Annotated in this window: 19 protein-coding genes and 4 pseudogenes; 8 read left to right on the forward strand and 15 right to left on the reverse strand. The window is 68.3% G+C overall.

Annotated elements, in window-relative coordinates; genetic code table 11:
• Positions 1-182 precede the first annotated feature (182 nt).
• Positions 183-749, reverse strand: coding sequence for a hypothetical protein (locus tag IO33_RS0137705; protein ID WP_157857984.1), 567 nt, complete (start codon positions 747-749; stop codon positions 183-185).
• Between the two features lie 85 nt (positions 750-834).
• Positions 835-3,150 carry a hypothetical protein gene (locus tag IO33_RS46225; RefSeq protein ID WP_157857986.1) on the reverse strand — a complete coding sequence of 772 codons (2,316 nt, stop codon included), beginning with the start codon at positions 3,148-3,150 and terminating at the stop codon, positions 835-837.
• Positions 3,151-3,397: 247 nt separating this feature from the next.
• On the opposite strand from IO33_RS46225, the gene IO33_RS0137715 reads away from it, so the two are divergent.
• Positions 3,398-3,580 (forward strand): hypothetical protein, encoded by a 183-nt coding sequence (locus IO33_RS0137715; protein WP_031173571.1) that lies wholly within the window; start codon positions 3,398-3,400, stop codon positions 3,578-3,580.
• Positions 3,581-4,275: 695 nt separating this feature from the next.
• On the opposite strand, the gene IO33_RS0137725 is transcribed toward IO33_RS0137715, so the two are convergent.
• Together IO33_RS0137725 and IO33_RS0137730 are read right to left on the reverse strand one after the other, a co-directional pair.
• Positions 4,276-6,804, reverse strand: coding sequence for a tetratricopeptide repeat protein (locus IO33_RS0137725; protein WP_051927195.1), 2,529 nt, complete (start codon positions 6,802-6,804; stop codon positions 4,276-4,278).
• Positions 6,805-6,809: 5 nt separating this feature from the next.
• Positions 6,810-7,289: a hypothetical protein gene (locus IO33_RS0137730; RefSeq protein WP_031173576.1), complete on the reverse strand. Its 480-nt coding sequence runs from the start codon at positions 7,287-7,289 to the stop codon at positions 6,810-6,812.
• A 381-nt stretch (positions 7,290-7,670) separates the two neighbouring features.
• On the opposite strand from IO33_RS0137730, the gene IO33_RS52975 reads away from it, so the two are divergent.
• A complete protein-coding gene (locus IO33_RS52975; RefSeq protein ID WP_245235981.1) occupies positions 7,671-7,904 on the forward strand; it encodes a hypothetical protein in 234 nt (77 codons plus the stop codon).
• A 100-nt stretch (positions 7,905-8,004) separates the two neighbouring features.
• Here IO33_RS52975 and IO33_RS52985 read toward each other — a convergent pair whose 3' ends face one another.
• A complete protein-coding gene (locus tag IO33_RS52985; RefSeq protein ID WP_245235988.1) occupies positions 8,005-8,439 on the reverse strand; it encodes a hypothetical protein in 435 nt (144 codons plus the stop codon).
• Positions 8,440-8,543: 104 nt separating this feature from the next.
• Complete coding sequence (locus IO33_RS53640) at positions 8,544-8,669, reverse strand: hypothetical protein (protein WP_280921955.1); 126 nt, start codon at positions 8,667-8,669, stop codon at positions 8,544-8,546.
• 81 nt (positions 8,670-8,750) lie between these two features.
• Between IO33_RS53640 and IO33_RS50735 the strand changes: the two genes are divergently transcribed.
• On the forward strand, positions 8,751-9,263 hold the full coding sequence (locus IO33_RS50735; RefSeq protein ID WP_157857990.1) for a hypothetical protein: 513 nt from the start codon (positions 8,751-8,753) through the stop codon (positions 9,261-9,263).
• Between the two features lie 45 nt (positions 9,264-9,308).
• Here the strand turns inward: IO33_RS50735 and IO33_RS54250 are convergent, their stop codons facing one another.
• From IO33_RS54250 to IO33_RS48275, 3 genes and pseudogenes are all read right to left on the reverse strand, one after another.
• Positions 9,309-9,401, reverse strand: a complete 93-nt coding sequence (locus IO33_RS54250) for a hypothetical protein (RefSeq protein WP_425347997.1) — start codon at positions 9,399-9,401, stop codon at positions 9,309-9,311.
• Complete coding sequence (locus IO33_RS0137745; RefSeq protein WP_051927197.1) at positions 9,398-10,243, reverse strand: pentapeptide repeat-containing protein; 846 nt, start codon at positions 10,241-10,243, stop codon at positions 9,398-9,400. The genes IO33_RS54250 and IO33_RS0137745 overlap by 4 nt, the downstream gene beginning before the upstream one ends.
• A 202-nt stretch (positions 10,244-10,445) precedes the next feature.
• Positions 10,446-11,061: pseudogene (locus IO33_RS48275) on the reverse strand (IS5 family transposase); the annotation flags it as partial.
• 632 nt (positions 11,062-11,693) lie between these two features.
• Between IO33_RS48275 and IO33_RS54255 the strand changes: the two are divergent.
• Positions 11,694-12,229, forward strand: a pseudogene (locus tag IO33_RS54255) (transposase); the annotation flags it as partial.
• Here IO33_RS54255 and IO33_RS0137760 read toward each other — a convergent pair.
• On the reverse strand, positions 12,220-12,744 hold the full coding sequence (locus IO33_RS0137760) for a MepB family protein (RefSeq protein WP_031173579.1): 525 nt from the start codon (positions 12,742-12,744) through the stop codon (positions 12,220-12,222). The pseudogene IO33_RS54255 and the gene IO33_RS0137760 overlap by 10 nt on opposite strands.
• 840 nt (positions 12,745-13,584) lie before the next feature.
• Here IO33_RS0137760 and IO33_RS44870 point away from each other — a divergent pair.
• Positions 13,585-14,915: pseudogene (locus IO33_RS44870) on the forward strand (NF041680 family putative transposase).
• Positions 14,916-15,051: 136 nt separating this feature from the next.
• On the opposite strand, the gene IO33_RS0137770 reads toward IO33_RS44870, so the two are convergent.
• The gene (locus IO33_RS0137770; RefSeq protein WP_051927198.1) at positions 15,052-15,591 is read right to left on the reverse strand and encodes a MarR family winged helix-turn-helix transcriptional regulator; all 540 of its coding nucleotides are present in this window, start codon (positions 15,589-15,591) and stop codon (positions 15,052-15,054) included.
• Positions 15,592-15,659: 68 nt separating this feature from the next.
• Here IO33_RS0137770 and IO33_RS0137775 point away from each other — a divergent pair, with 68 nt between their 5' ends.
• Complete coding sequence (locus IO33_RS0137775) at positions 15,660-16,952, forward strand: MFS transporter (protein ID WP_245235983.1); 1,293 nt, start codon at positions 15,660-15,662, stop codon at positions 16,950-16,952.
• A 149-nt stretch (positions 16,953-17,101) separates the two neighbouring features.
• On the opposite strand, the gene IO33_RS0137780 is transcribed toward IO33_RS0137775, so the two are convergent.
• Positions 17,102-17,467, reverse strand: coding sequence for a hypothetical protein (locus IO33_RS0137780; RefSeq protein ID WP_031173583.1), 366 nt, complete (start codon positions 17,465-17,467; stop codon positions 17,102-17,104).
• Between the two features lie 473 nt (positions 17,468-17,940).
• Between IO33_RS0137780 and IO33_RS0137785 the strand changes: the two genes are divergently transcribed.
• Positions 17,941-18,636 (forward strand): hypothetical protein, encoded by a 696-nt coding sequence (locus tag IO33_RS0137785; protein WP_051927199.1) that lies wholly within the window; start codon positions 17,941-17,943, stop codon positions 18,634-18,636.
• Between the two features lie 140 nt (positions 18,637-18,776).
• On the opposite strand, the gene IO33_RS0137790 is transcribed toward IO33_RS0137785, so the two are convergent.
• Positions 18,777-19,637 (reverse strand): hypothetical protein, encoded by an 861-nt coding sequence (locus tag IO33_RS0137790; protein WP_031173586.1) that lies wholly within the window; start codon positions 19,635-19,637, stop codon positions 18,777-18,779.
• Between the two features lie 911 nt (positions 19,638-20,548).
• Here IO33_RS0137790 and IO33_RS46235 point away from each other — a divergent pair.
• Positions 20,549-21,355: an N-acetylmuramoyl-L-alanine amidase gene (locus IO33_RS46235; protein WP_051927200.1), complete on the forward strand. Its 807-nt coding sequence runs from the start codon at positions 20,549-20,551 to the stop codon at positions 21,353-21,355.
• Positions 21,356-21,591: 236 nt separating this feature from the next.
• Here the strand turns inward: IO33_RS46235 and IO33_RS54260 are convergent, their stop codons facing one another.
• Together IO33_RS54260 and IO33_RS54265 are read right to left on the reverse strand one after the other, a co-directional pair.
• A complete protein-coding gene (locus tag IO33_RS54260; protein WP_425347995.1) occupies positions 21,592-21,939 on the reverse strand; it encodes a transposase in 348 nt (115 codons plus the stop codon).
• Positions 21,917-21,970 (reverse strand): annotated as a pseudogene (locus IO33_RS54265) (hypothetical protein); the annotation flags it as partial. The gene IO33_RS54260 and the pseudogene IO33_RS54265, both read right to left, overlap by 23 nt.
• Positions 21,971-22,089: the final 119 nt, after the last annotated feature.

Below are 22,089 nucleotides of genomic sequence, written 5' to 3' on the forward strand. Positions count from 1 at the left end.
AACGAGGCCCCCAGGCCCTTCGCATGGACCAAGACCGCCGACGAGATCCTCGACAAGGTGGCCACGTATTGCCGGCGAATCTCTGACTCAGGTCACTAGCGGTGGATAGGTAAGTACCGAAGTCGTGCCTGGCTGCGTTGACTCGCCGTATCACGCAACCATCTCGTGCGCAGCTTCCCGGATCACTCCAGGTCGTCCCAAGTCCAAGCATGGGCTGCGCTCCCGTCAGGCTCTCGCCCGAATCGGAACCGTTCGCGGTGGTCACTGATCTCGATGAACTGGTGAAGTTGCCCCGCGGCAGGAAGGCGTGCGGCTAGGGTGTCCACCTGTTCCCGGCCCCTCACCTTCCGCAGCGCCTCTAGCAGCCGCGCCACCGCGGCCGGGTCGTCGAGGGCGGCATAGGCAGCGGCCCGTGCGGCCAGGGCGCCCACCTGCTCCTGCGCCCCCACCCTCCACAGCACGTCCAGCAGTCCAGCCACCGCGGCCGGGTTGTCGAGGGCGGCATAGGCGGCGGCCCGTGCGGCCAGGGCGCCCACCTGCTCCTGCGCCCCCATCTCTCGCAGCCTGTCCAGCAGCCGCGCCACCGCGGTCGGGTCGTCGAGGGCGGCATGGGCAGCGGCCCGTGCGGCCAGGGCGCCCACCTGCTCCTGCGCCCCCACCTCCCGCAGCACGTACAGCAGCCGCGCCACCGCGGCCGGGTTGTCGAGGGCGGCATGGGCAGCGGGATCGCGGGCCAACAGGGCGTCCACCTGCTCCTGCGCCCCCACCCTCCGTCGAGAACGACATGGGCAGCGGGATCGCGGGCCAGCAGGGCGTCCACCTGTTCCCGGCCCCTCACCCTCCGCAGCCTGTCCAGCAGCCGCGCCACCGCGGCCGGGTTGTCGAGGGCGGCATGGGCAGCGGGATCGCGGGCCAACAGGGCGTCCACCTGCTCCTGCGCCCCCACCCTCCGCCCGGGGCATCGAGAACGACATGGGCAGCGGCCCGTGCGGCCAGGGCGCCCACCTGCTCCTGCGCCCCCACCCTCCGCAGCACGTCCAGCAGCCGCGCCACCGCGGCCGGGTTGTCCAGGGCGACGTACGCGGCGGCCCGTGCGGCCAGGGCATCCACCTGCTCCCGGCCCCTCACCCTCCGCAGCGCCTCTAGCAGCCCCACCACCGCGGCCGGGTTGTCGAGGGCGGCATGGGCAGCGGGATCGCGGGCCAGCACGGCGTCCACCTGCTCCTGCGCCCCCACCCTCCGCAGCACGTCCAGCAGCCGCGCCACCGCGGCCGGGTCGTCGAGGGCGGCATGGGCAGCGGGATCGCGGGCCAGCACGGCGTCCACCTGCTCCTGCGCCCCCACCTCCCGCAGCCTGTCCAGCAGCCGCGCCACCGCGGCCGGGTCGTCGAGGGCGGCATGGGCGGCGGCCCGTGCGGCCAGGGCGTCCACCTGCTCCTGCGCCCCCACTATCCGCAGCACGTACAGCAGCCAGGCCACCGCGCCCAGGTAGTCCAGGGCGACGTGCGCTGCGGCCCATTGGGCGGGACGGAAGTCGGCGCGGTGCAGTCTTCGTAGGTGCCGGACGAGGGCTTCTGCGGCGTGGCCATGGCCGTGGGTGGTGGCGAGTTTGTGGAGTTGGGCGGCGTCCCGGTACAGGCCGCGCCTCCAGGCGGCGTTGCCGAGGGGGCCCTGGTCATTGGGGTGGGCATGGTGGGCGGCTGCGGTCCAGAAGTCGACGGGCGGGATCGTGTCGGCGCGGTGGTGGCGGCCGTGCTGGTCGAGGTAGTCGGCCAGCCGGTACACCGGCTCCTGTTGTCCGGCCCGAGGGCGAGCCGGCCCGGTACCAGGCCGGGTGGTGGGGCGGTTGCGCTGATTGCGGTCGGCACCCGTTTTGACGGGGGTGAGCATGCTGGGGATGCCGTTCCACGGTGTTGTGACGTAGCCCAGGGCCTGCTCAAGCCAGTCGTCCTGGGTCTCGTCCCACTCGATGTCGGTGAGGTAGCCGGGGGCGGCCTGGGCCAGCCATGCCAGGGGGATACGGGGTCCGGCGCCGAGTCGGCGGGCATCCATCGCGGCATGAATCAGCGCCCGAGCGGCGGGCGGAGCATCCTCGTAGCGGTCCAGCAGGACCAGTCCCCCGGCCAGGTACTGGGTGACCTGGCCATCGCGGGCGTGTGCGGCGGCCTCGCCGAGCCGGGGATCACGGCCAGCGGTGTCGGTCAGTGCGGCCATGTCGGCGACGGTGAACGCATCCGGGACTTTGATCTTGTGCCCGTCCAGCAGTTCCCTGGCCTGGCCGTGCAGGTCCGGATCGGCACGGGTGGTCAGAGTCTCCCAGTGCTCGGGCCACAAGGTGGCCAGCACCAGCACCGGAGTTCGCCGCGGGTCGTGCAGCAGGGTCCGCAGGCCCGCGGCGACCTGCTCGCCGAGCGGGGTCGGGCTGAGGTAGAACTGAGCCTCGTTCAGCCAAACCACCGTGTGCGGAGCAAGGCTGCTCAGTTCGGTCAGGGCGGCGTCGGGACGGGTGGGGTCGATGGGGTGCCACAGCCGCCACGGCTCGGACTGTTCGCGCAGCAGGCGAAGGATTTCCCAGCAGGCGCGGGTCTTGCCGGTGGAGGACCCGCCCACCAGCACCGCGATCTGACTGGTTCCGGCAGCGGCCTGTGCCACCACCTCGGCCAGGTCCCGGTCATGCTTGCGCTCCACATACGCCGGAAGGTTGGGAAGACCAGCAACCCCAGTGCCGATCGCGCGGTGCACTTCCAGCCGGAACGGGTCGGTCACCTCCGTCAGCGGGTCGCCTGGCCGTATCCGCGCCAAAACCTCCCGGCCCTGCGCGGCCAGCGCCCCGCTCCGCGTTCCGTCCGCGCGCCGGCGGGCCTCGATCAGGTGGGTGCGCCGCCATAGCTGCTCGTCCAGCAGCTTGGCCACGTCCTGCTTCTGCAGTAGCCCGGCTTGCTTCGCCTGGCTCCGTACGGCCCGCACCAACCGCAGCAGCGGATCGATCTCCTGGGGAAACTGGCCTCTGCGCAGCCAGTTGCCGATCGTCGTTGGGCTGGCCTGCGCGGCCTCGGCCAGGGTGCGGTCCGATGGCCCGCCTTCCAGCGGGCCGTCACGGAACCGGACCAGCTCGTCGATCAACGCGGTGTATTCCGGCTCTTGTGCCACCGGTCCCGTCACCACGACGCTTTGTACCCTCCCCCGCTGGTCCGTGCGCGCGTGTCCACGGTGCCCTTGGGCACCCCGGTGGACGCATCACCTGCCGTGACCTGAACCCTAGCGGCCACCAGCGCACTTCCGGCCGGTGTGTCCAATCGTCATCGGACTCCTGTGGGACGGCCCTGTGGACAGTCAGCGTCGGACTCGTCCCGCACGGCCCGCCCGGGCCGTCACGACCCATGGGGGAGTTCCCGCGATGAGCCCACTACAGATCCTGTCCCTGCTGCTGGCTCTGTCAACCGCCCTCAACATCGCGTTCACCGCGTGCCTGTTGGCCCACCGCTCGGGGGTAGGCATTGCCCAGGCGATCCTTGCTGGCGCAGGCGCCGCAGCCACCAGCCTCGGCATCTACCTCGCCGCCGTCGCCGCCTACAAGTAGTCAGACCCGTTCTCCCAGCACCCGGTGGACGGAATTACCGCTACCGCTGTTGGCTGTCCAGCTGTTCCCCGAAGCTGGGGCCGCACCCGGGGTGGTTGCGTGCGGTGCTGAGGGGCTGCCGGGCGGACGCGGGGCGCCGGCCGCTGTGGAGCTACTTCCGCACGCGACCGGCGCGGCGTGCACGTCTTCACCGGCGTCGCCGACTCCCCGGCCGCGGCCCTAGGCGCATCCGCCAGCCCCTGGTCATCGCCGACCCGTCACGCCCGCACGTGGTGCACCGGCTCAGCGCCGGCGGTGTCCACCGGATGCGGCTGCAAGACCTTCGGCCGGTCGAGCGGAGGTGGCTTCTACGGGAAACCGAGGACGGCCTGGAACCTGCCATGCTCCTAAACGAGAACGGGCTGCCGATGTCGGTCTCCGGCTGGCAGGCGATGTTCTCCACGGCCCACGACCGCGGCCACAAGGCCGACGTGCCGGTCGAAGCACACGCCCATCTCCTGCGTCACACGTGCAGAGGGCTCCGCACCTTCCGAACCTCGAAGTCCATCGCATCCCCTGAACTGGGGTGTTGCGACAACCACTAGAACGGAAGGCGAACACGCGGGGGTACGGGCCTTTTTGCGTTGTGGATCAGGCCAGCTGGCGTCTTGTTCCCTCCAGAGCCGACAACGTAGTCCTGTGATTGGGGACGGCCGTCAGTTGGGCCACCCGCCTGAGGCGCGGGCCCTTGCTGCTTGGACTCGCACTTCGGCTTCGCGGCGCCGATCGCCAGTCTCTCGAAAGATGGCAGCAGCGGCGGAAAGAGCCTCAACGGCCTCGTCGAGCCTGCGTACCTGACACAGGCTGAGCCCGACATTCTTCCAAGCGATGCCTTCGCCCTGGCGGTCGCCCAGCTCCCGGCAAAGCGACGCGTCCTGGGTACCAACGTCAGCAGCCTCATCGAATCTGCCTTCTTCGGCGAGGGCTTGGCCGAGGAGATTCAGCGTAGAGGCCGCACGGCGGCGGTGGCCGGTTTCCCGGAAGAGTCTGGCAGCGGTGGTAAGCGGAGTGACGGCCTTGTCGAAGCTCCGCTTCTGAAGCAGCAGTTGACCGAAGTTGGCCAGCGCCATGGCCTCACATTGAGGGTATCCGATCTCCTTGGAGAGGCGAGCAGCGCCAAGAACAGCATCTGCGGCCTCGTCGAACCTACGCATCCGGATCAATGCGGCCCCGAGATTGTTCAGAGCATCTGCCTCCCCATGGGGGTCACCATGTTCACGGAAGAGGGCAACGGCATCAGTATGAGCCTTGACTCCCTCCCTGAACTTGCGCGCGCCGACCAAGGCAAGACCGAGGGAGTCCAGCGTCACGCTCTCTGCGTGGCGGTCGCCCACCTCCCTCCAGTAAGCGACAACCTCGGTCAAGTAGCCGACGGCCTGCTCGGATCCGCCCAGCTTGATCTGGATGGGCCCTAAGATGCCCAGCACCCTTGCTCCGCCCAGGCTGTCTCCTATCTCATCGAATAGAGCTGCAGCATCGGTGAGGACGTTGACGGCTTCCACGAATTTCTCCAGGAATGCCAGAGCCTGTCCGAGATTGCTCAACGTTATGGCTTCTATGTGGCGGTCTCCGGTCTCACGGCAGAGATCGAGAACCGCTGTGAAGATGTCGACAGCTTCTTTGAACCTGCCTGCACGGATGAGGGCACGCCCGAGAGCATCGAGCGCTGCCCTCTCGTTGTGACGGTCTCCGGCCTCACGGCAGATGGCAACGGCGGCAGTACTGAGGTTGATCCAGTCGTTGGTGTGGCGGCGCAGGTCGAAGAACGTGCCAAGAGCCACAGCGAGTCCTGTCGCGGCGGCGTGGTGTGCAGGGGCGGCCGTGGCGGCGGCGACGAGGTTGCTCTGTTCGGCTTCCAGCCACTCCAGCGCCTGATCGCGGTCGGTGAATTCGTCCGGGAGGGGCAAGCCCGGCGTTGTCTGCAGGTGGACGTCGGCGGCCTGAGCGGTAGTGAGGTAGTGGTCGAGCAGGCGCACCACCGCCGCATCCCGGCCGTCGTCCGTGGCGCGGGCGCGGCCGACCTCATCCGCGAAGAGCCGAACCAGGTCGTGCATCCGCCAGCGGCCCCAGACCTGCCCGGGCTCGACCAGGTGCGCATCGGCCAGGTGTTGCAGCAGTTCTTCGGCCCTGTCCGTGTCGGTGCCGGCAAGGTGGGTGGCGGCTTCGGTGGACAGGTCGGGGCCGGGGTTGAGGGGCAGTAGCCGGAACAGCCGGGCGTAATCACTGTCGAGGAGTCGGTAGGACAGGTCGAAGGCGGCCCGTACGGCCCGGTCGGGGCGGCTCAGCTTGTCCAGGCGGGTGTGCTCGGCCTGAAGGGCAGTGGCCAGGGAGGCCGCGGGACGGGCAGGCGCGGCAGCCAGGACGGCGACGGCTATACGCAGGGCCAGCGGAAGGCCCTCACACAGACGGGCAATCGTCGTGGCCGCTTCCGGATCGTCGGCAAGGCGGGTGTCGCTGTCTCCACGGGCGTGTCGTAGCGCCTGGTCGAGCAGGGCGATGGAGGCTGACTCCTCAAGGGCGTTGAGGTCGTGGAGGCGGGCGTCGAGTCCGTCGAGGGTGTGACGGGAGGTGACAAGGGCAGCGGTCACACCGTCGGTGGGCAGCAGCGGGCGAGCCTGCTCGGTGGTGAAGGCGTTGTCGACGACCACCAGGATCCGCTGATGGTGTTCGGCGTAGGCGGCCAGCACACTGCGATACAGCCGCTGCCGGTCCTGCAGACCGTCGGGTATGTGATCGCCGGGCATGCCCAGTGCGCGCAGCAGGCCTTCCAGGGCCCGCTCGGGAGACAGGCGGCGCTCGGGGTCGTAGCCGGACAGGTCGGTGAAGAGCACCCCGCCGGGGAACCAGCCCGGCTTCTTGCGGGCCCGGGCGGCGGTCTGGACGGCCAGTTCGGTCTTGCCGATGCCGGCCAGACCGGACACGGCGGTCACCAGCACTGCCTGCCCGGCGCTCGTGCCGCTTTCGTCTGGGGCCAGCACGTTCAGCAGCCGCTCGATGTCCTGGTCGCGGCCGGTGAAGGTGGCAGAGGGGGCGGGCACCCCGGACAGGGCCGGGGTGATCTGCGGCGGCAGCTGCACGGTGATGTCCCGGCCCTGGATGACCGCGTGGAAGAAGATCCCGCCGCTGATCGTGTTGGTGACTCGGTGATCCGCTGCGCCCTCGTGGGCTGCCTCTGTCTGCCCCATGCCGGTCAACCCCGCACCGGTGGGAGGGTGCTGTCGCCGTAGTCCGTATCGGCCGCCGGCTGCGCGGCAGGTGCGGAGGGCGCAGGGGCTGAGGTGGTGAAGGACAGGCCGGAGAAGTCCCGGCCCTGCAGTACCGGCCCGTGCTGGGTACCGCCGCTGATGATGTTGTGCACCGTGCCGTCACCGGTGCTCACGAGGTTGGCCTGCTCCTGCCAGGCTTGAAGGCCGGTGCGGAAATCCGGATCCAGCGCGGCCCGCACAACGAGTGCGGTGCTCAGCGCCTGCGCTTGTTGCTGGTCGGTCGGATCCTGTTCCAGCCGCGCCAGCTCCGCTTCCCCGGAACTGACCGCCGGTGCCTCTTCACCGGCATCGCGGCGGAACGGGCGCCGCACCAGAGCCGTTAAACCCGCCCAGGCCTGCCGCCCGAGCTCTCCGCCAGCCCCGCCGGCCAGCGCCACCAGCAGCCCTACCGATACCGGGTCCACTCCGCACCACCTTCACCTTTCGTAATGGGGTTATTACTAGGAACGGACGAGTGGGAAGGAGGTGGTAGTTCCCACCCGTCGCCAGGCGTCCGCCTCGTGGCGCCCGGACGACTGAGTACGGCGGTGCGGGCTCCGGGTGGGCGACCGGCAGGCCACCAGCGCCATCACGCTGCGCCATATGCTCACCCACACATCGAACATCAACGGCGACCTGTTCCTGGACACAGGCCGCGGCAACGACTGTCTTCAGTGATACGTGGAAGCATGCGCCGATCTGGAACAGACCTTCCCGGACGGGGATTCGCACTCGTACTGCAACTCCGGCTTCGTCATCGCGGGCCGGGTGACCGAGAAGCTCACCGGCCAACCTGGGACCAGGCGGTGCGCGACCAGATCTGCACGCCTGTGGGACTGGGGCACACCTGGACGCTGCCGGAGGACGTCCTCCGGTTCAGTGCCGTCGTCGGCCATGACGAGCACGGCGCCGTGGTGCCGCCGTGGGGGCTGCCCCGGTCCGTCGGTCCTGCGGGGCTGATCTGCGCCCGGCCGCGGACGTGGTCGGCTTCGGCCGCGCCCACCTCACGCCCGGCGTCCTCCTCGCTGACCCTGCGGTGATGCGGCAGCCCCAGGTCGACCTGCCCACCCCCTATGCCAGCGGACGGCAGTGGGGCATCGGCTGGAGCCTGGACGAATGGGACAGCCACCAGGTGGCCTCTCACACCGGGGACACCATCGGCCAGCACGCCGCTCTGTGGGTACTGCCCGAACTGGAGACGGTCATCACCGTACTGATCAACGGCGGCCACAGGGTCGAGTTCCGGAACCGCCTCGTCAGCGAGCTTCTGCACGAACTGCATGGCCGGAAGGTGCCGGAGCCGCTCGCGCCGCCCAGGGCGCGGTCGATGCGTTCGCCGGTGTTGTCCTGGGCGTAGGCCTGGGCTCCGTCGAGGAGCTCGACAACGTCGTCGATGGCCTCGTGGTCGGTGTCGGTGATGGACACGGTGATGGTGCCGATGACGTCGGCGACGGCCTCGCAGACGCCGGCGTCCGGGTTGCGGTGGTCGCGCAGGGCGCGGAGAACCGCGATGTGCGGGCCCAGGGCCTCGGTGCGGGTGGCGGCGTCGCGCAGCCGCTCCAGGCCGATGCGCACGATGGCGATGGCTGCCGCGATCTCCTCGTCCAGGGTCGTGTTCGGGGTGTTGCTCAGGGGTTTCCCTTCCGCGGTGCGGTGTGAGGTTGTGGTCCCGGGCCGCGTTACAGCGCGGCGATGAGAAGGGCGGCGATGCCGAGCCAGAGGATGTGCCAGCTCTGGTGCGTCAACTGCACCTTCTCCGGCTCGTTGGGCAGCGCGATCCCGGCCCTCGAAGATGCCCACCGCAACCTGATTGAAGGATGAATGAACACCCCCGCACAGATACTTGGTGCTCAGTTCAATCAAATGCGGCGAGTATTCTGGTTTTTATGGGTGAGATCCAGCCGGATATTGCGTGGCGGGGCAAGGAGCTCAGTTGGCGGGTCTACAACCGATCGATTGAACACGCCTTGTCTCACGACCGTTACCGTCGGTTGTCGCGCATCGTCAGCATAGTCGGCGCTTTGTTGGCGGCGACGGCAGGCGCATCGGTACTGGCCAACCTGACTGGTGATTGGGCGAAGGTTGTTGCGAGCCTGGGCTTTCTCAGTGCTCTGCTCGCCACCATGGAGCCGGTACTTGGGTATGCGAAGCAGGCCGAAGCCCACAGGGTGGCTGGGAGTTCCTTTGGAGCCCTGGGTACTCCCTACTACAACCTGCAATATCTTGATCGTGAGCAGCAGGTGAAGGGTCTGCAAGAACTAACACTCCAACAGGAACGATTGGAGAAAGAATCGGTCAATGTGGAGCAGTGGGCGATAGAAAAGCGGGAGAAAAACGAGCGCCGCAAGAGGGAGTTGAAGGAGCCGCGAAAACGTAAGAGTAGAGGAGTTTTCACCTAAGAACGGCTAACACAATGAGTCGAGGTGGTGGAAGTCTGGCTGTTGTCACGAAGGCAACCCTCGGGTGCCCTTGAGGACCGCACCGTCGAACCCCGCGGTCGACAAGTTCTTCGCGCCTGTAAAATCGGCACCGCTCAGGTCCGCTCCGGTGAGTCCGCGTCGCGGAGATCGGCCTGCCTCAAGTCCGCTCCGCGCAGAATGGCGCCGGGCAGGCTGGCACCGACGAGACTGGCCCGCTGCAGATGGGCATCCTCCAATGCCGCCCTTGTCAGGTACGTATCGTCGAAGTGCGCCCCCGCCGCCTGGATGCGCCTCAGGTCGGCGCGCACGAGGTGCGACCGGGCCAGATCGGCATCAGTCAGGACGGCGTCCGCCAACTCAGCCCCGTTCAGAGCCGCTTCCCGCAAAGATGTGCCCGCCATGACCGCCCCGGCCAGATGGGCATGCTCCAAGTCCGCGCTGCTCAGGTCTGCGGCGCTGAAGTCGGCCTCCGGAAAATTGATACCGATCACGCGTTGGAGCGCCCGGTCCCACATCCCCATGTAGCCCAGGTTGCGCAGGCGGACGTTGCGTAGGTCGAAGTCGCCGCTGCCGTCACGCGCGGGATCCCGGTTGGCCAGTACCGTTATGGCCGCCTGGACGTCCGTGGCCGGGCGGGCATCGGCTGAGCTGTCCACCTGCCCGTGAGTGTGCTCACGGACGTATGCCGTCAGCAGAGTGACGACGGTGGGCTGGTCGTGCGGCGAATCCCGCATGAGGCGCTCCAGGCCGTAGATGCCGCCGAGGCGAACGTCCACGGCCGACGAGGAGAGGTTGCCGATTGCTGCATTGAACCGGCCGGTGACCTGCCCACGCTCGGCGATCCGCAACTGATCGCCGGACTGCTCGACCGAAACCCAGGTGAACAGCAAGGCGGCAAGAGCCGCGATCCCCGGTAGCGACGACGCCGCCAGCGCCGCCCACTGCAGGCGGTTTCCCATCGTATGGTCGCCCGTGCGAGGACGTCTTGCCTGCCTTTGATTTCCGCGACGTGTGCCTCGGTGAGAGATTCGGCGCAGCTGCGCCAAGGTGCTCAGCCTGGTCATGCTGGCCATGGAACCCCGGAACCAGGGATGGGCCGGCGTTCTGGCAGCGCGGCGGACGACAGCTTCGGGCGAACGGCCGAATCCTCACCCAGATCCGCTACCACAGTGAGCGGATCTGGCGCAGGGTGATCAGGCAGCAGGCGAGTTTGAGGAAGGCTATGTGGATGTCAGCCCTCCGTTCCCAGCGCACACGCAGGCGCCGGAAGCCGTGCAGCCACGCGAACATGCGCTCCACGACCCAGCGGTAGCGGCCCAGTCCACTGCCATGGGGTGTGCCCCGGTGGGCGACGACAGGGAGCATCCTGCGGGCCCGGATCTGCTCGCGGTAGCTGTCGTGGTCGTAGCCGCGGTCGACGAACAGCGCGTCCGCTTGCGGCGGGGCCGGCCGCGTCGGCCCCGGACGCATGGGATGGCATCGAGCAGGGACATGAGCTGGGTGACGTCATTGCAGTTGCCGCCGGTGAGGATGACCGCGAGCGGGGTGCCGTGCCCGTCGGTGATCAGGTGGTGCTTGGAGCCAGCCCGGCCCCGGTCGACCGGCGACGGGCCGTCTGGAGCCCCCCTTTAAGCGCCCTGACGTGGGAGGAGTCGACCACGCAGCGGGACCGGTCCAGGCGGGCGGCGGCGTTCAGCTCGGCTAGCAGCACCTCGTGAAGCCCTTGCCAGACTCCTGCCTCGTTCCAATCCCGCAGCCGTCTCCAGCAGGTCATGCCTCCCTTGGCGGGCCGTGGGCTCCGAGCGGACTTATCGACCTGGCCAGGTCGACCGCCAATCGGCGGCAGACTGCTGATCGCCGCGGCCGTCCCGTACGGCATCTGCGATATGGCGACGGTGCTGAGGTCGGCTCCTTCGGCGGGCCGGTCGGGACCGTGCTCGCCGGTGTCGGGATCAGCGGGAGCATCGCGGACAGGATCGAGATCTGTTCTAGATGAAGAGCTGGCTGGCAAGGCTGCCCGGGAAGGAGCAGCTCCGCAGGGCCGGTGAGGACCCGTCGGCGATCCCGTCGCCGGGCCCTGTGTGGAGCGATCCGGAGATCCCGGACGAGGAGCGCGCGGTTGCGCTCGTACGGCTCCTCGAAGACCCCACGGCGCGCGAGGACGAGCAGGGCGATGCGGCGTCGGCGCTGGAATTGCTCTCCGGTCCGTTCGTCGAGGCAGCCCTGATCCGTGCCATCCGGGCGGGGGACTTCCACAGCGACCTGTCCCAGAGCTGCGCCGAGTCCCTCGCCGGAATCTGGGCCAGGGAGGGTCACGTCGACCCCGCCTTCCTTGCGGAACTGCACAGCCTGGCGAAGGAGGAGGTCTTCGGCATCCTCGGGGCGCGGGCGTCGCATCTGCTGCCCCTGGCCCGGCGTGGCCACACGCTCCGCGTCACCGTCCGGGCTGGCGGCCCGGGACGCATCTCGCTGGCCGGCCTGGTGTGCCGTGTCGCAGGCCGAGCCGACGCACCCGGCTCGTCTTCCGGATGCTGGTGCACCATGGCCGCAAGGGCGAGCGGAAAGTTTTCCGGGAGAAGGACGTCGGCGCGTTGCTGGACGCGTTCACCAGCAGCTTGGCGGGCGTGTCGTGCTGGTAAGGGACAACTACACCCATCACGTCGATGCCGCGACGCGTGAGCTGATCGAGGCCCGAAGCTGGCTGACGGTCTTCCGCTTTCCCTCGTACACCCCCGACGTCAACCCCGCCGAGGGCGTGTGGGGACATCTGAAGAACAGCCTGGGCAACCTGGCCCCGTGCGCCTCGACGAACTCGCCACGCTGGCCCGCACCCGTCTGAAACGGATGCAGTACCAACCGGCCTCCTCGACGGATTCATCGCCGAAACTGGACTGATTCCGGCCCAGCAGTCGGACGCCGCGGCAGCAGGGGGCACCTACGGGTGATAGAGGGCGTGGGCGCGCGTCAGCTCGGCGGGCCCGTCCTGGCCAAGGTGGACGAAGTAGCCCACCTGCCACGCCTGGGTGCTGCGGGCTTGCCGGTTGGTCGTGGCCACCCACGGCGGGTACACACGAAATCCACGCTTCCCGCCGGAGCCGTTGCGGGAGACGATGTCGCGCTCACACAACACCTCTCGCGAGAAGACGAACTGTCCGAAGCCGTCGGCGTCACGGCTGCTGATGACGAAAAGGTCCACTCCGTCGTCGGCGTCGAAAGGCCGGATCGGCTCCTCAGCGGACCGCTGCCACACGGTGACGAACTGGCCCACCTTCGTTGGGGTGGTCTTGCCCACGCGGAACCGGACCGACCGGCCATCGAGCGTGAAACCGCACGCCGCGTACTCGACGCTCTCCGGTTCGGGCACCGGCAGCGAGCAGGCAAAGCCGCTCGGGTCGTACACCAACGCCTTCGCCGCCAGCAGATCACTGTGAAGCCCCGTCCACGGCTGATTCGTCACCATGCCGCCATCCTGCCATCGCGACTGCCGCGCTCTGCCTCGGCGCCAAGCCGACCTGTCAGCGCCGGGGCCCCTGGTACAACATCCTCACCCTGAACCGAAAGCCTCGGTACCTCGCCACCCGCCAAACCAACAAGCTCACTGGTCTCGAACCCTGGCACCGACGTGTCGGACGCAGCATGGCATATCAACAGCTGAACTTCCCGAACCGGGTCAGGCAGTGCGAGACCTTCTTGAGGTCCTGTAGAGCGTATCGACCTGTGCGGGCAGCGTCTCCGACATTCCTGGGACTGAGCTTGTTCTTTATCTTCCGGCCATGTCATAGGGCGGAGACGGAAGATTCCAGACGGCGTCTGACCGGCTGACGATCTTTCGAAGTTCGCGGGCGCTTCGTGGCGACATAGCTTGCATCACGGTGTCGAGGAGGGCTCGGGCTTCGAGGGGGTCGCCGCAGCAGTACCAGTGCACGTTGCCCCACTCGTAGTCGTGCCACAGATCCCGCTCGGGCTGATGGGCGTAGTCCTTCCACAGACCCACAGCCGCGCTGACATCGCCTGGCTGCAGATAGTTGCGGGTGTGCTCAAGGTGGATGACCTCGGACAGTGCGCGTGAGGACAGGCCGTCGATGACAGGCCTTGCGCCTGTGGTCCGGTGGCTGCCGGGGGCGCCGGCACGGATCTGTCCTGGCCGTCTACGCGGCATGGACCTTTCGGTTCGTCGTCATGCGGTACATGGTGCCACGGTCTCGAATGGCGTCTCGAACGGATTCGCCCGCGAGGGGATTCGCCGGACGTGGGGGCGGCCTTCGTCTGATCCTGTGCTCCGACCAAGGTGCACGTGACCATGACGAAGGCCGTGAGGGCGAGTCTGCTGCCTGGTGCTGTACGGAGGGAAGCGTTTGCGGAGGCGTCACGCTTCCGGGGCGAGTTCTACGAGTGTCTGACCGCCCGGCGCGACGCGTTGTCCGAGTGGGTAGACGCGGTGCTGTGTGCGGACGGTGCGGTGAAGTCCCCGGTGGACTTGAGGTGCTGGCGGTTGATGTGTCGCCGTGGCTGCGGTCGGACGCGCCGTGTTCGGCGGAGCGGCTGTTCTGCCATGTCTATGGCCGGGTGAAGACGGCCTCGCAGTCTATCCCGGGCTGGCCCTACTCCTTCGTGGCCATGCTGGAGCCGGGCGCCACGTCATGGACTGCGATCCTGGACGCGGTCCGGCTGGGACCGGCCGATGACGCGACCGCGGTCACCGCCGCCCCGTTGCGGGATGTCGTTGAGCGGCTCATCGCCGCTGGCCAGCGGCAGGCCGGGGCCCCGGACATCGTGATCGTCAGCGATGCCGGCTACGACGTCACCCGCCTGGCATGGGTCCTGCGCGACCTGCCGGTCGAGCTGGTCGGCCCCCTCCGCTCCGACCGCGTGATGCGGCTGCCGAAGCCGCCGCGGATGCATGGCGTCAACGGTCGGCCGCCCAAGCACGGCCCGGAGTTCCGGTTCACCAAACCGGAGTCCTGGCCCGAGCCCGCGATCACCACGGTCACCGACACCACCAACTACGGCAGGGCCGAGACCCAGGCATGGGACCGGGTCCACCCCCGGCTCACGCACCGCTCCTCATGGCTCGACCACGACGGTGAACTTGCCCTGGTCGATGGCACGTTGATGCGCCTGAAGGTCGAGCACCTGTCGAAGGAACGGGATGCTCCACCACTGTGGTCATGGTCCTCCAAGACCGGTGCCACCCCGGACGACGTGGACCGCTTCTGGCAGGCATTCCTCCGCCGCTTCGACCTGGAGCACACCTTCCGCTTCGCGAAGCAGAGCCTCGGCTGGACCACCCCGAAACTCCGCACCCCCGAGGCAGCGGACCGCTGGACCTGGATCCTGATCGTCGCCCACACCCAGCTCCGGCTCGCCCGGCCCCTCGCCGTGGACCTCCGCCGGCCCTGGGAGAAACCCACCACCTCCGACCGACTCACCCCGGCCCGGGTCCGCCGAGGGTTCAGGAACATCCGCGCTCATCTCGCCTGCCCGGCCCGTGTTCCCAAACCCACAGGCACCGGACCCGGACGGCCACCCGGCGCCAAGAACAAACACCGGGCACCCCGCTACGACGTCGGCAAAACCGTCAAACGCCCCGAGACCCTCAAGGCCATCGGCAGACACGGTAGGACCTGGTAGACAAAGAACAAGCTGAGTCGCTGTTTTCAATCCGGTCTTGCGGGATCTCGGTCGAACGTGAGTGTCCTTGGGTAGCTGCGGCGGCCAGCGAGATGCAGAGACCTGACGGCGAGAAGCAACACCATCGACTCGGGGTTCACCGGTGGCGACTGTCCGCCTCCGCCTGGATCAGCATCCGCTTGAGCAGGGCGCTGAGTGCGTCCTGCTCTGCCGGGTCGAGGGGGGCGACCATCGAGTCCTCCGCCTGCCCGCGCAGCTCCATCGCGGTCAGCCAGCGGGTGCGCCCCGCCTCGGTGAGCTCCACGTCCACCCGGCGCCTGTCCTGACTGCTGCGCACACGCCGCACCAGCCCTGACTGTTCCAGGGTGTCCAGACGGCCCGTCATGCCGGCAGGGGAGAGCATGAGTTCAGCCGCTAGCTCGGAGGGGGTGGCCCGCCCCGGGGCCTCGCGCGCGCCGAGCCGATGCAGCGTGGCGAACTCGAACTCCTGCAGGCCGACCTCGGCCAGGGCGCGGTCTTTGGCTTGGCCGACATGCTTGGCCAGGAGCTGAATGCGGGTGATGATCCCCTCCACCCGCGCGTCGAACGGGGCCTTGCCGCGCCAGCGTGCAAGGTGCACGTCGACGGAGTCGTCCCCTTCTGCGGGCCGCACCCGGCCCTGACTCTCGGTGTCCATGCCCTCAGTATGCTACGCCAGCTTATATTTCGTTGGCACATAATTAGCTGGCGAAATACTATGCGTTCATGACGCAACCCATGCGCCGACTGCTGGTCGGCCGTACATGCGCGGCGCTGGCCACCGCGCTGATACCCACCACGCTCACGCTCGCGCTGCTTCGAGGACACGCCGCAGGCTCGACGGGTTCGGCAGGGGATCTGGGCCTGGTGCTGGCATGCGAACTGCTGCCCATGCTGGTGCTGCTGCCGGTCGCCGGCGTGCTGGCGGACCGCTTCCCGCCACAGCGGGTCGTGCTCGCTGCCGATCTGCTCAGGGGCGCGGCGCAGACCGCGATCGGCGCGGAGCTGCTCTGCGGCCTGGTCCGGGTGCCCGACCTCGCCGTGCTCGCCGCGGTCACCGGCGCCGCGGTCGCCTTCGGCACCCCAGCGGTCCGCACCCTGGTCGCGGCGACCGTCGACGCCGACCAGCGGCTGCGGCTGAACTCGCGGCTGGACGTCGCCACCGGCCTGGCCCAGACCGCTGGCCCTGCTACGGCGGGCGGCATGATGCTGATGCTCGGCGCCGGCTGGTCCTCGCTACTGACCGGCGCGCTTTTCATCGGCTCTGCGACGACCCTGGGCGGCCTGCACACCCGCCGGGCCCCCAGGCCGGCCGACGGCGGCCACGCGGGGTTCCGGGCGCAGTTGCGCGAAGGCTGGGCCGAGACCCGGCGCCACCGCTGGTTCCTCACCAATGTGCTGGGCCATGGAGTATGGCATCTGGCGGCCGGCTTCCTGCTCACCCTGGGACCGCTGATCGCTGTCCGGAGCATGGGCGGTGACGGCGCGTGGGTCCTGGTGGCCCAGCTGGGGACCGTCGGCATGCTGGTCGGTGCTTTTGCCGCAGGACGGCTGCCGATGCGCCGCCCGCTGGTCGGCGTGGCCGTGGGCGCGGCCGTCTTCGCGCTGCCGCTGGCGGCCTTCGGGCTGGGACTGGCGCTGCCCTGGGCGGCGTCTGCGTACTTCCTGGCGATGTTCGGTCTAGGAGTGCTCAGCCCGCTGTGGGAGACCGCCATCCAGCGCCGCATCCCACAGGAGGTGCTCGGGCGGGTAGGCTCCTTCGACTCACTGATCTCGTTTGCCGCCCGCCCGTTGGGCCTGGCCGTGGCCGTTCCGGTTGCCACCCTCCTCGGCACCTCGGCACCACTGCTGGCAGGTGCGGTGCTCGTGGCAGCGGCGAACCTGGCCGTGCTGCTGCTGCCCGAGGCATGGGAGGACCCGGAGCCGGTCACGGCACGCGGCGATGCCAGGCGCGAACCTGTGGCCGCGGCGGGCCAGGGTCAGTCGGAGGCCGGCTCCAGGGCAGCGGACGGCAGCTAGCCGGAGGAATGCAGACCCGGTGTCGGCCCGTGCCGTTGCCTGACTGGCTGCCGTCGTGCCCATCTTGAGGGCCACGACGGGGTCCCGATGGGGTGATCGTGGCAACTGCCGTGCAGGAGAACAGGGCGTCTTGGCAGCTCGAAGGGTGTCTACGCCAACGATCTGTCCAGGAGGCCCTGTTGCCGCGGTTCTACGGCATGGCGGGGAGCGGAGCCCACATCGCCCACTCTGACGTCAGCCGGCTCGTCGGCCGAGAGGGTGATCATGCCCTTCGCGTGCCGCACGTGGTTGGCCCAGCGGCCGAGGACATGGGCGACGCCGGCGTTGATGCCGGTACGCCAGTCCAGCTCCGAGGTACCGACGAGCACGATCTGGTTCAGGTGCAACTTGAGACGCTCGGCGACCGTCAGTAGCCACGCGCCGTTGCCGCGGTTCGGTGTGCCGGGGATGTCGTCGCGGGACAGGTGAAGAGTGGGGGCGGGCAGGGCCGGCAGCCCGCAGAGCGGCGTCGGCATCGATGGAGTCGGTCGTGAGCAGTACAAAGGAGATGTCGTGTCTGATCACGAGCTGACCTTCTTGCCATGATCTCAGCCGGTCTAGCCGACTACTGGCGAATCCCCCAATTCCGGCTCCGTGGCGGCCGCCCGTACAACGAACCCAGCCCCGCTCAGCACACAAGACACAACCCCAGCTCACACACATCGACCTCCCCGCCGAAGCCGCCCACCCCGCCTCTCAGCAAACCCACAACACACCAGGCCAGCCGCCGCCCCGTGCACCAACAAACCCCCTCCGAGCGTTACCCGACAACGCGTACCGATTCCTCATTTTCGGACTCCTGTTCGCCCCTGCAGCCGGGCCCGTCGGACCGGCGATAACGACGGGATGACGCCGCGCTGACACTGCGTTCGTAGCGTCGGACGCGGTATCAGAAGAGGTGAGCGCGGGGATGCCCGGCAGTCGGCCCCAGGACCGACAGGAGCACGCCATGACGGCGACGGCGACCATCGAGGAGTTCATCTGCGTGCGGCCGGCGACGTCGACCGACTTCGACGTCGGGGCGGTGATCAACACTCTGCTTGCCCCGGTCTACGAGTTGCCGGGTGCCCATCTCATCGACCGGCTCACCGGGAACGTCGACATCGGCCGGCTCATCAGCGACGCCGCGAACGAGGAACCGGACGAACTTTATGCCAAGGCGACCGACTCGCCCGGTCTGGACAACAAGGTGTGGCCGCCGGGCGACCCGGTCGAGGCCGCCGCGGGGCAGCGGAATTCCGTCGGATACACCTTTCCCGTGGAGGGCGCCACGACGGTCTTCCTGTGGGAGAAGGACGGCAGCCCGTTCGGCAACGACGACAAGCTGGGCTCCGTCGTCATCGACGAGACCGAGCAGGGGCAGGGCGACTTGTCGAAGATCGCGTATTCCGAGGAGGAGAAGTCCTGTTACTACGTCTACTGGTGCCGCAGACCGTCGCCGACGAGAAGTCCGTCCGTTTCCGTCTGGCCCGCCTGGACCGCGACGACGCCTCGCTCGAAGCTCCGCTGGGCCGGCTCCTCGCCGAGACGGCCGGCCTCTACGAGGAGGAGGTGCCGCGCTCCGGCATCCGTGTCGAGCGCAGCCGGCAGTTCACGCGGTGGCAGGATGGCTCGGCATACGCGTGGACCACCCGCCGCAAGGTGAGCGGGACCGGGGGCGGGTCGAGCGGGCTGCGGTTCGATGTGTTGAAGGAGACCGGGTGTTGAAGGAGTCCGGCTGAGACCGGCATGAGCCCCGCCGGTGCCGGCGGGGCTCATGCCGGTCTCAGTCGGTCTCAGCCGGTCTCAGGAGTCCTCGAACAGCAGGTCCTCGGGCGGGTGGGTGATCCGCACGGTCTCGCCGTTCGTGATCTCCACGACCCGGTGCAGCCCCACGCAGCGCTCGCCCGTGGACAGGATGGAGAACCGGTCCCCCACGCCTGCCAGAAAGGCGGGGAAGCAAGTGAGCGGCAGCGTGCCGAGGTTCAGGTAGTCCACCAGGCGGCGGAAGAGCTTGGGCAGGAGCACAGCGTCGTCGGTCAGTGACGACAGGCCGCTTACCTTCACCCCGGTGAGGGTGACGTCGCTGGGCCACAGGCCCCGGCCCTCTGTCCGGGCCTGTTCGGCCGTGGTGGCCATCTCAGCGCGCAGGCTGGTGAACAAGCTGCGGTAGAACGTCGGGTAGGTCAGGCCCGCGGTGAGCATGTGGTGGTTGAGCGTCGTCCTCAGCACGGCGGGGTCGACGTCGATCTCCCGGCCACTGTCCCCCGGGGATGCGCCGCGGCCCGCCAGGGCGATGCACCGGCCGTGGATGTCGGTGCCTCGGGTGAGGACGAAGCCAGGGACCGTGTCCGGGGTGGTGGCGATCACGTTCTCGCCCTCACGCTGGACCTCGGTGAAGCCGATCCAGCTCAGCAGCTCGTCGCGCGCGGCGTGGGCGAACTGCAGGGGCTGGTGGACCCGGTTGGCGCCGTAGTGCGTCTCCAGTGCGTCGATCGCGTCCAGCCGCAGCTTTGCGCGGCCCGTGGCACTGTGATCGACGGCGCGGCCGAGCCCACCGCCCACGAGGTCCCACTCGGCAGGGTCGTCGGGGGTGAAGGCCACCGTGTCCCCGTCCGGCTGGGAGCCCTTGACGTCGTAGAAGCCTTTGATCAGAAGCATGGGCATAGCGACTCCTCAGACTGCCCCCTCGTTTAATTATGCGACGGAACAGGGCATTTCGCACTTCGAGGAGGACAACGGACCGTCGCCTTGCCGTCAGTTGAGCGAGCCACGACGGCACCTCAGGCACCCTGGTCCACGACGGGCTTACGGCCGATGCCCCTGGTTCTAGGCCTCAACGATTTCGTCGCCCCGGGCGGAGGTCTGCCACAGCGGGGTGCGACCGGAGGCGGGTCCGTGACGGATCGCGACAACCCTCAGTTCCTCGGGGACGTCAAGTAGGAGATCACGTGACCGGACCGGGAACCCTCGGGCGTTGGTGGCTTACAACGACGGCCGCTCCGAGTGCCGTTTGAGGGGAAACTGGTTTCTGCGCGGTCGACGTGGAGCGGCACGAATACGCGCTTACGAATCGCTGCCGGGGCGGGAAACGGTGCCTGAGGCCGTCGTTCGTCAAGTTGCCGATTCGCCCGCATGGGCGATACTGAAGATATCCTATGCCTGGAAGTCAGGGGCGTCTACCGGGCAGCCCGTCGCTCATTCATAGCATCCCAGGGCTGTTGAAGCGCAGCATCCTCACCATCGGACTTTGCTTGCTCATAGCGGTGGAAGGGCCAGATGCTGTCCAAGGCTCGTTGCGGGATACGCACGCGGGGATTAAATCATCAACGTCCCCCTCAGTGGGCGACCGAAGAAGCTCGACCGTTCCAGCCGAATGACATTGAGTCCGTCGCCTTGCAGCCCTTGGGACGGGAGCTCTCTCGAAAAAGTACCAATTTCTTTGGATCAGCTGGTTGTTGGTCCGGGTGTGCCGTTGAGTGATGCGCGGTGGGCGCTGTCGGGGGCTTTCGCGTGTCCACATCCGCCACCGTGTGGGCTCAAGTATCTATACCGCTCACCTCGAAGGGAGCCTTCTCATGGCCCGTATGCCGGGAGCGGCCTACCGCCCCGTCCGCAACTTCCACCCCAACGGCGTCCGCGAGCACCGTGGCCTGGTCCTGCACGTCCAGGACGGGAACAACTCGCCGTTCGGCTGGGACAACGACCCGGCTTCGCAGGCGTCCTCGGACTTCTGGGTATCCAAGTCGGGCGTCATCGAGCAGTACGTCAACACCGGCGTCGACTACGCCTGGGCACAGGCGGCCGGGAACCCCTACTACGCCAGCGTCGAGACCGAGGGCCACCCGAACGAGTCGCTGACCGACGCGCAGGTCGAAGGCGTAGCCAGGATCTACGCCTGGGGGCGCGACGAATGGAACTGGCCGCTGGTCGTCGTCGACTCGACCACGGCGCACGGCCTCACCTACCACGGCATCGGGGGCGACGCCTGGGGCGGACACACCGGCTGCCCCGGCGAGCTGCGCAAGGCCCAGCGCAGCCGCATCATCGCCCGCGCGGGAGAGCTGGTCACCCCGCCCGCCCCGCACCGCACGGTGTCCGTCGCACATATGGTCACCGCAATGAAGGCCGACGGTGCCGGGCCGCAAAGCCACGTCACGTACAAGACCGAGGCGCTCCTCCTGGAAAGCGCCCTGTACGCGGAGGGCCTGCTCGAAAAACAGTGGGTCGACGGCAGCCTCGGCATCAAGGCCCGTGAAGCCTACGCCACCTGGCAGCGCTCGAAGGCCGGCGGCTCCTACTCGGGGAGCGCCGCAGACGGCTACCCCGGCATCCAGTCTCTGTCCAGCCTAGGCAGACGGCACAACTTCCTCGCCGTCGCCTGACCCGAAGAGGTCGACGTCGCGGGCTGAAGCCGGCCGTCTGCGCCGCCGCCGGGCTGGGTGGATCTTCGATCCCAGCTTGCCGCGATCAACGCGCTTTAGGCCTCCTCGCGGGGAGAGCCCGATGCTCCTGTCGACCATGAAGCGCTCCACCAAGCTTGCTCAAACTCAGCTGATCAGGGAAGCGGCAAAATCCGGCTGACTCGCCACATCCTCGATAGCGCCTACTGGAATCTCACTCAAGCCGTTTTCTGAAGGCTCGTGAAACTCATCAGCCTTGAGTCTTCGCCCCTCCGCCGTCCAGGACGTGCGGCCGGTCTCCAGCGCAGCCACCACCGAGTACGGCCAGCTGATGCTTGCCCTCCCCCGCCAAAGGTGTGGCAAAAGGCCCGGTCAGCCCACGTGTTGGCGTCCGGTCGCAGCCACGGCGAGACATCCACCACCAGCACGAGCCGACCGTCCGCCGCCCACGGCAACGGCACCCCAGCCCGGGCACGACGCAGCCGCGCAACACTGATAGTGCACGCTGGTCCGGCTGCGCATGCCGACCGCATCGCCGATCTCCCGCACCGTCGGTGCCTCGCCATGGTCGGCGATCGCCTGCCGGATGCAGCGCAGGACGCGTTCCTATGTGTCGGTGAGGTGCTCTACGCGGTGCATACCGAGGTTAGAGCGCATGTTCGATTTCTGGGGCAAGGCGAAACACGCTGGCGCAGCGCGGAGGAACACCTGTCCTG

Source organism: Streptomyces durhamensis (assembly GCF_000725475.1).
Lineage (GTDB): Bacteria > Actinomycetota > Actinomycetes > Streptomycetales > Streptomycetaceae > Streptomyces > Streptomyces filipinensis.